This window comes from Pseudomonas sp. FW305-28 (assembly GCF_017351395.1).
Taxonomy (GTDB): domain Bacteria; phylum Pseudomonadota; class Gammaproteobacteria; order Pseudomonadales; family Pseudomonadaceae; genus Aquipseudomonas; species Aquipseudomonas fluorescens_AA.
Map to the genome: position 1 here is coordinate 1 of NZ_JACNDD010000225.1, position 7,141 is coordinate 7,141.

The window sequence follows — 7,141 nt, forward strand, 5'->3', positions numbered from 1 at the left end:
CGCTCCCACAAGAGTCAGGCCTTATCGCTCATGCGTTACAGGGCTCCGAATTCGACCCGAATCGTCAGTGCACCGGTGTTATCTTTCAAGCCAGATCCGTACTGCCCGGTCAGGTCATCGTTGATGCACAGTTGCAGCTCCCCTTGCTGATTGCCCGGAACCTGCGCCAGGTCACCCACCAGGAACGGCGTGCCACCATCGCCCACACGACCGATCAAGGCGCCTTCGGCGGCACCGGGCAAGGCATAGCTGCTGTAGTCGATGTGCCGCGAACCGCCATTTCCATCGACATTGCCACCCTGCGGACTGGCACACCATAGCCCACTGACGTAACGAACCAGGCGCGGAACCAACCCGTTGACCTGCACGCCAGTGCCCTGCCAGGCGATGTTGGATTGGACCTGCATCGTCACCGCCTTCAGGTCGTTGGCTATGGTGTCCCCGGCCTGGAACGACAACGCCGCGATCGTCAGGCTCGGGTTCGAGGTGCCGGTGCTGGGGAAGACGCCATCGCCCACCAGGAACAGGTTCTTGTGGTCCCAACTGCGCTGGTACTTGTCCACCACCGACTTGGTCGGATCATCACCCATGCGGTAGGTGCCCATCAGGTGCCCGGCGCCCTGGAAGGTGTAATCCTCTTTTAGGTGCGTGAATTTCCCTTCGCCAATGGGTGCCGTCAGTTCCTCCGCGCCGAGCAGGTCCTTGATGATGTGGCTCGCCAATATCTTCGCCCGCCTGAAACCTTCCCTGGTGTAATCGGACAGCTCGTAGTGGATTTCCGGCCGAAGAATGCCGAGCCCGTCCGTGAGCTTGTCCGTCGAGGGCACGATGTAGCTCTTGGCCTTGTCGGGATCCTTCTCCACCTGCTCCACCAAAAAGGCGATCCGAAACTGGCGGATGAACAGGTCGTTGAGCCGTTGAATCAGGGCCGTGCCGTAAAGCACTTCAGTGGGCTGCGTGTCCTTTTTCGATGGCAACGGGTTGGTGCGACTTATGTTCTTGCCGTCGATGAAATCGACCACGGTGACGTAAGGGTCGCCCACCGGCCAATTCCAGCCCTCGTTGCCGATTTCGATGCGCCACGCCGCTCGCTGGCTGCGAAAGTCGCCGTCCCGCAGGCTCTCGATGCCCGCCGTGGACACCGGGCCCCGATATGGAAACACCGTCTTGCCTTCCGGCATCAGCCCCCACGCCAGGTAAATCGGGTGGTCGGACAGGCTGCATCCGACCTGGTGGCTGCTATTGGCCACGCCATCGGGCCAGGCCGGGGTCTTGGAGTTGAGCAGCAATTTAGGGGTCTCGATGGCATGGGCCGCGATCACGTAACGCTGCCCGATGGCCACGCCGGAGCCCGTCTTCGGTCCCTCGCCAAGCTGGTATTGAATGAATTCGACGCCATTGATGTTCTTGTCCGGGCCCACGGTCACTTTGCTGGCCACGGTCCGGTACATGACCCGGACCTTGCCGGTGGCCAGGGCCTTGTTCAGGGTCACGGTGGCGTCATACTTGGCCTGGATCGGGCAGATCGGCGTGCAGTTGGTATTGCCGGCGCACACCCGGCGCCCGGCATAGGGCTGGGAGTTGCGCCCGGCCGGGGTCGGACTGACCACCAGCGGCAAGCCGTCGAAGCTCTTGCCGGTCACGGCAGCGACAAAACTGCCATCGACCAGCGACAACGGAATGCTGTGCATCGGGAATGAATAGCCCTCGGGGAATGTCATGCCCAGGTAGGCCTGGTCGGCGACATTGGCCGACACGCCGATTTCCGCCTCCGCCCGGCAATAGGCGCTTTGCAGGTCGTCGTAGCTGATCGGCCAATCCACCCCGACGCCGTACTTGCTCTTCAGGCGGAAATCGTTCGGCAGCATGCGCAGGCAGGTTCCGACCCAGTGCCAGGTCGTACCGCCGCCCACCCGTTCATAGGTGCTGTTGAAGGGCAACGGGCCCTTCTGCACCAGGTAGCTGGTTTTCGGCTTGTTCCAGCCACCGAGCAGGTCGGCGATGGTTGCCCGAGGCGCATTTTCCTTGCTCGGGTCACGCGGCGAGTTCAGGGTCGACACTGGCGGATAGGGCGACTCCGGGGTCTTCAGGGTGGCGGTGTAGAAACGCTCCAGGTATTGCGCACGGTTGGCCGGGACCTCCGGACCCGATTCGAGCACCAGCACATCCACGCCAGCCATGCCCAACTGATAAGCGATGATGCTGCCGGCCAGCCCCGCGCCAACGATGATCACCTCGGCTTGTTCGGTACTCATGACGAGGCTCCTTGCGTGTTGGCAGGCACGCCGGTGTAGTCCTCAAGGCTCGGTGGCGTGGTGTTCCAATAACCGAAAAACATCTCGCTGTAGCCCATGGGATGGGCCTGGGCAATTTTCCAGGCCCAGCTCTGGATGTAGGCCTGGTCGGACACCACCGTCGAATCGGTCGATGCGTAGTTACCGGTGGCATAGGGCTGATACCAGACGCCCAACAACCACAACTTCATGATCGAACGCGCGGCGTGGGCCGCTTGCGTGACAGCCGGGTTCGATCCGTTCATCAGCACCGCTTGGGCGATCTGGTCAGGGGGCACATTGTCCGCCGCCAGCGTGGCGTACTGAGTCAGCAAGGTGTTGAGTACAGCAGGGGTGATACGCGGGGTGATGAACGCGAGAAAAATTGGCGGCAGACCCACCTGGTCGATCGCCGGTGCCAGCCGATTTACGGGAATGCCAGTCAGGGCCGAAGACAGGCCTACGAAATTGTCCAGATCACTGCTCATGGTTGACTCCTTGTCCGCCAGTGGACTGTGCACGTTCAAGCAAATAGGTGAAATCCGCGAAGCTGGTGCGCGCAGACTCGGTGACATGGGTGGCCGCGTTGCCGTGACAGGCCATGCAACTGGAGGACGCCTGGGGCACGGTGCCCTGGATATAGGTTTCCAACGTGGCGTTGGCCAGGAACAACGGCGCGGGGCTGCCCAGCGGGTTGGCGGCCGATACCTGGCAGTTCTTGGGTGGGTCTGACGGCCACTGGGTACTGATGAGTTGATAGTTCGCCCAGACACTCTGCTTGTTCACCGTACGCAACAGCGTTTGATAGGTGGTATTGAGGGTTTTGGTGGCTTCGGTCAGCGGCACTTCCCGCACGATCTGCGAGGGTGTCGCCTTGACTGCCGGGTTCCATGGCCGTGGCGGCGGCTGGTTGATGTCGCTTTTGCTGGCCGCGTTGTAGAACAGATAAGGCCCCGTGCGCTGGGCCACAGGCGTGGTTTTTTCCGGCACGTTTTTCACATGCTCGAAGGTTGACCAGACCCATTGCGCCGCGCTGGTAGTCTTATGAACCATATGCAATCCCACCAACCCGACCGGCTCGGACACGCATGACTCCGCGACGATCGGCCCATGGCTCGGGTCGTTGTTGCCCGGGGTGTAGACCAGTGCATCGACGGTATGGAAATCCTGGCGGTTGTCGTTGGGGCCCAGCACTTTCCACGATGCCTTCACCATCACCGCGCCGACCTGTTTGGTCTGGGTGGAACCACAGCTGAACGCCACGGTGTTGTTCGGATTGGCGGCGAAGAATTTCTGCTGGCCTTCGATGCTGTACAGGCCGTTGTCGACGATGCCGTCGAACATCGATTGGTTGACCACGATTTCGTTGCGCGTGTAGGTACCGTTCTGGTCCACCAGCGGGCCGCTCTCGAAGGGCTGGATAAACTCATCCAGCACATCGGGCACCTTGCCCATCTGCTGCAACAGGCGACCGGGCTTGAGCGACTTGCACGCTTCAGGGAGGGTCGCCGATGCGTTCCAGGGCAGCGGCGTCTGGCCCTTGGCGCGGAAAATCTGGTAGCTCTCTTTCCAGCTCTCCCACACGGTGGCGCCATCCTGCTTGCCGATGGGCGTGCCGGTATTCGGATCACCGTTATCCAGCGCCGGCCAGTTCAGGGCGATGAAGGTCTGCCACGACAGCTCATCGAAATCGGCTTGCAGGCTGACCAGTGAAACGGGGTGGGTCACCGTGACATCGAAGGGTATCTGGGGGGACAACGTAGGGGCGGCGCTGGCGGCCGGGACCAGCAAGACGCTTAGTAATGCACAGCCAAACGGGCCATGCCGACTGACTTCCATTCTCATACTCATCTCCTTGGCATCAGGGTGCCAGGAGATAACACCGGTCCGTCGTTGGACTCTCTCTCGCCTCCTGGCAAGTCAGAGTCTAGGTAGGGTTTGAGATGGGAAAAGGCGTTAGCGTAGAACCAATCGAAGCAAGGCTGGGTAGAGTTATTCAGATTCTGATCGGGGACAGCGAGGACGCCATCGCGAGCAAGCTCGCTCCCACAATGGATCTCCATAGGTACACAAATAGTGTGTTCACTGAAGTTCTACTGTGGGAGCGAGCTTGCTCGCGATGCTTTTAGAGGTTGGAAACCTTCTGCCAGACCTTCGGCTTGAAGAACAGCGTCTCACCCTTGGCCAGGCCCACCAGGCTGTCATGGTCCTTCACCACTTCCGCCTCGATCAGTTCGCTCTGGCCTTCCACCTTCAACGTCACCCGAGTGGTCGCGCCCAGCGGGCGAATGTCGCGCACTTCGGCGGCGTGGTGGTCTTCCAGCTCCGAGCGCGACAGCGAGACTTCGTGAGGACGGAACAGCACATGCTGGTCCTCCCCCAAGTGCAGGCGGTTCGAGTCGCCGAGGAAGTGGTACACAAAGTCGCTGGCCGGGTTTTCGTAGACATCGCCCGGCGAGCCGATCTGCTCGATCACGCCCTTGTTCATCACCACGATCCGGTCGGCGACTTCCATGGCTTCTTCCTGGTCGTGGGTCACGAACACCGAGGTCAGGTTGATGTCCTCGTGCAGGCGCGCCAGCCAGCGGCGCAGTTCCTTGCGGACCTTGGCGTCGAGGGCGCCGAACGGTTCGTCCAGCAACAGTACCTTGGGTTCCACAGCCAGGGCGCGGGCCAGGGCGATCCGCTGACGCTGGCCGCCGGACAGCTGCTCCGGGTAGCGGTCGGCGAGCCAGTCCAGTTGCACCATGTTCAGCAGTTCGTGGACCTTGGTCGCGATCTGGCTTTCGTTCGGCCGCTGATTCTTGGGCTTCATGCGCAGGCCGAAGGCGACGTTGTCGAACACCGTCATGTGGCGGAACAAGGCGTAGTGCTGGAACACGAAACCGACGTTGCGATCACGCACGTCGTGACCGGACACGTCCTCGCCGTGGAACACGATGTTGCCATGGTCCGGGGTTTCGAGGCCGGCGATGATCCGCAGCAACGTGGTCTTGCCGCAACCCGACGGCCCCAGCAGCGCGACCAATTCACCGCTCTGGATGTCCAGGCTGATGTCGTCCAGGGCCCTGAAGGCGTTGAAGTTCTTGCTGACGTTACGGACTTCGATCGACATGACTTATTCCTCCGCGGCGCTGGCGCGCAGGCGGTTGATTCGGTTTTCGCTCCACTGCTTGAGCAGCAGGATGAAGAGCGCCAGGATCAGCAACAGGCTCGCCACAGCGAACGCGGCCACGTGGTTGTATTCGTTGTAGAGGATCTCGACGTGCAGCGGCAGGGTGTTGGTCACCCCGCGAATGTGCCCGGACACCACCGACACCGCGCCGAACTCGCCCATGGCCCGGGCGGTACACAGCACCACGCCATAGATCAGCCCCCACTTGATGTTCGGCACGGTGACATGCCAGAACATCTGCCAGCCATTGGCGCCCAGCAGGCGCGCGGCCTCTTCTTCCTGGGTGCCTTGTTCCTGCATCAGCGGGATCAGCTCACGGGCCACGAACGGCACCGTGACGAAGATGGTCGCCAGGACGATGCCCGGCAGCGCGAACACGATCTGGATGTCGTGATCCGACAGCCACGGGCCGAACAGGCCCTGGGCGCCGAACATCAGCACATACACCAGGCCCGCGATCACCGGCGACACCGAGAACGGCAGGTCGATCAGCGTCACCAGCATGCTCTTGCCACGGAATGAATATTTGCTCACGCACCACGCGGCACTGACGCCGAACACCAGGTTCAGCGGCACCGAGATCAGCACCGCGATCACCGTGAGCTTCAGCGCCGACAACGCGTCGGGTTCGAAGATCGCGGTGAAGAACGCCCCCAACCCGAGCTTCAGGCCCTGGGACACCACGATGAACAGCGGCAACAGCAAAAACAGCGCGAAAATCAGCCAGCCAAGGCCGATCAGCACGCGCCGCGACGTCGCACTGCCGCGACGGGCGGCGTTGGTGGAGGCTGCGGAAATAGACGATTGGGACATGTTCGCGCCTCCTTATGGGGTTTCGATGCGCCGCTGCAGCAGGTTGATCAGCAGCAACAGGACGAAGGAAACCACCAGCATCAGCACGCCGATGGAGGTGGCGCCGGTGTAGTCGTATTGGTCGAGCTTGACCATGATCAACAGCGGCAGGATCTCGGTTTTCATCGGCATGTTGCCGGCGATGAAAATCACCGAACCGTACTCGCCCACGCCACGGGCAAAGGCCAGGGCGAAGCCGGTCAACCAGGCCGGCAACAACGCCGGCACCAGGATGTGGCGGAACACCTGCCACGGCTTGGCACCCAGGCAGGCGGCGGCTTCTTCGACTTCACGGGGAATATCGGCCAGCACCGGCTGCACCGTGCGCACCACGAACGGCAACGTCACGAAGGTCAGCGCCAGGGTAATGCCCAACGGGGTGTAGGCGATCTTGAAGCCCAGGTCGGTGGCGAACTGGCCGACCAGGCCGGTCGGCGCATACAACGCTGTCAGGGCAATACCGGCCACGGCAGTGGGCAAGGCGAACGGCAGGTCGATCATCGCGTCGATGATCTTGCGGCCGGGGAAGGTGTAGCGCACCAGCACCCAGGCCAGCAGCGTACCGATCACGCCGTTGATGATCGCGGCGTACAACGCGGTACCGAAACTGAGTTTCAAGGCCGCCAGCACCCGCGGCGCCGAGATGATCGCCCAGAACTGTTCCCAGGTGAGTTGGGCGGCATGCACGAACATCGCCGCCAGGGGTATGAGCACAATCAGACTGAGGTACACCAGGGTGTAGCCCAGCGTCAGCCCGAAGCCGGGTATGACGGGGGATATGCGACGCGACATAGAAGTCCTTGGTTGAAAACACACTGTGGGAGCAAAACTGGGTGGGAGC

6 protein-coding genes are annotated in these 7,141 nt (G+C 61.8%); all 6 read right to left on the reverse strand.

Going from position 1 to position 7,141, the window contains the following annotated elements:
• Nucleotides 1-35: 35 nt before the first annotated feature.
• The 6 genes from J4E53_RS29080 to cysT all read right to left on the reverse strand — a co-directional run bounded on the left by J4E53_RS29080 (nucleotide 36) and on the right by cysT (nucleotide 7,092).
• Nucleotides 36-2,255, reverse strand: coding sequence for a GMC oxidoreductase (locus J4E53_RS29080; RefSeq protein ID WP_103309794.1), 2,220 nt, complete (start codon nucleotides 2,253-2,255; stop codon nucleotides 36-38).
• Nucleotides 2,252-2,761, reverse strand: a complete 510-nt coding sequence (locus tag J4E53_RS29085; RefSeq protein ID WP_060739760.1) for a hypothetical protein — start codon at nucleotides 2,759-2,761, stop codon at nucleotides 2,252-2,254. The genes J4E53_RS29080 and J4E53_RS29085 overlap by 4 nt, the downstream gene beginning before the upstream one ends.
• Nucleotides 2,751-4,118, reverse strand: coding sequence for a cytochrome C (locus J4E53_RS29090; protein ID WP_103309796.1), 1,368 nt, complete (start codon nucleotides 4,116-4,118; stop codon nucleotides 2,751-2,753). The genes J4E53_RS29085 and J4E53_RS29090 overlap by 11 nt, the downstream gene beginning before the upstream one ends.
• A gap of 280 nt (nucleotides 4,119-4,398) precedes the next feature.
• Nucleotides 4,399-5,388 (reverse strand): sulfate/molybdate ABC transporter ATP-binding protein, encoded by a 990-nt coding sequence (locus tag J4E53_RS29095; RefSeq protein ID WP_060739762.1) that lies wholly within the window; start codon nucleotides 5,386-5,388, stop codon nucleotides 4,399-4,401.
• Between the two features lie 3 nt (nucleotides 5,389-5,391).
• On the reverse strand, nucleotides 5,392-6,261 hold the full coding sequence (gene cysW, locus J4E53_RS29100; protein ID WP_024618577.1) for a sulfate ABC transporter permease subunit CysW: 870 nt from the start codon (nucleotides 6,259-6,261) through the stop codon (nucleotides 5,392-5,394).
• 12 nt (nucleotides 6,262-6,273) lie between these two features.
• Nucleotides 6,274-7,092 carry a sulfate ABC transporter permease subunit CysT gene (cysT, locus tag J4E53_RS29105; RefSeq protein ID WP_013692011.1) on the reverse strand — a complete coding sequence of 273 codons (819 nt, stop codon included), beginning with the start codon at nucleotides 7,090-7,092 and terminating at the stop codon, nucleotides 6,274-6,276.
• Between the last annotated feature and the right edge of the window lie 49 nt (nucleotides 7,093-7,141).

Excerpts from the sequence above, each read along its gene's own strand:
- J4E53_RS29080 (WP_103309794.1), bottom strand. The coding sequence starts at position 2,255 with ATGAGTACCGAACAAGCCGAGGTGATCATCGTTGGCGCGGGGCTGGCC.
- J4E53_RS29085 (WP_060739760.1), bottom strand. The coding sequence starts at position 2,761 with ATGAGCAGTGATCTGGACAATTTCGTAGGCCTGTCTTCGGCCCTGACT.
- J4E53_RS29090 (WP_103309796.1), bottom strand. The coding sequence starts at position 4,118 with ATGAGAATGGAAGTCAGTCGGCATGGCCCGTTTGGCTGTGCATTACTA.
- J4E53_RS29095 (WP_060739762.1), bottom strand. The coding sequence starts at position 5,388 with ATGTCGATCGAAGTCCGTAACGTCAGCAAGAACTTCAACGCCTTCAGG.
- cysW (WP_024618577.1), bottom strand. The coding sequence starts at position 6,261 with ATGTCCCAATCGTCTATTTCCGCAGCCTCCACCAACGCCGCCCGTCGC.
- cysT (WP_013692011.1), bottom strand. The coding sequence starts at position 7,092 with ATGTCGCGTCGCATATCCCCCGTCATACCCGGCTTCGGGCTGACGCTG.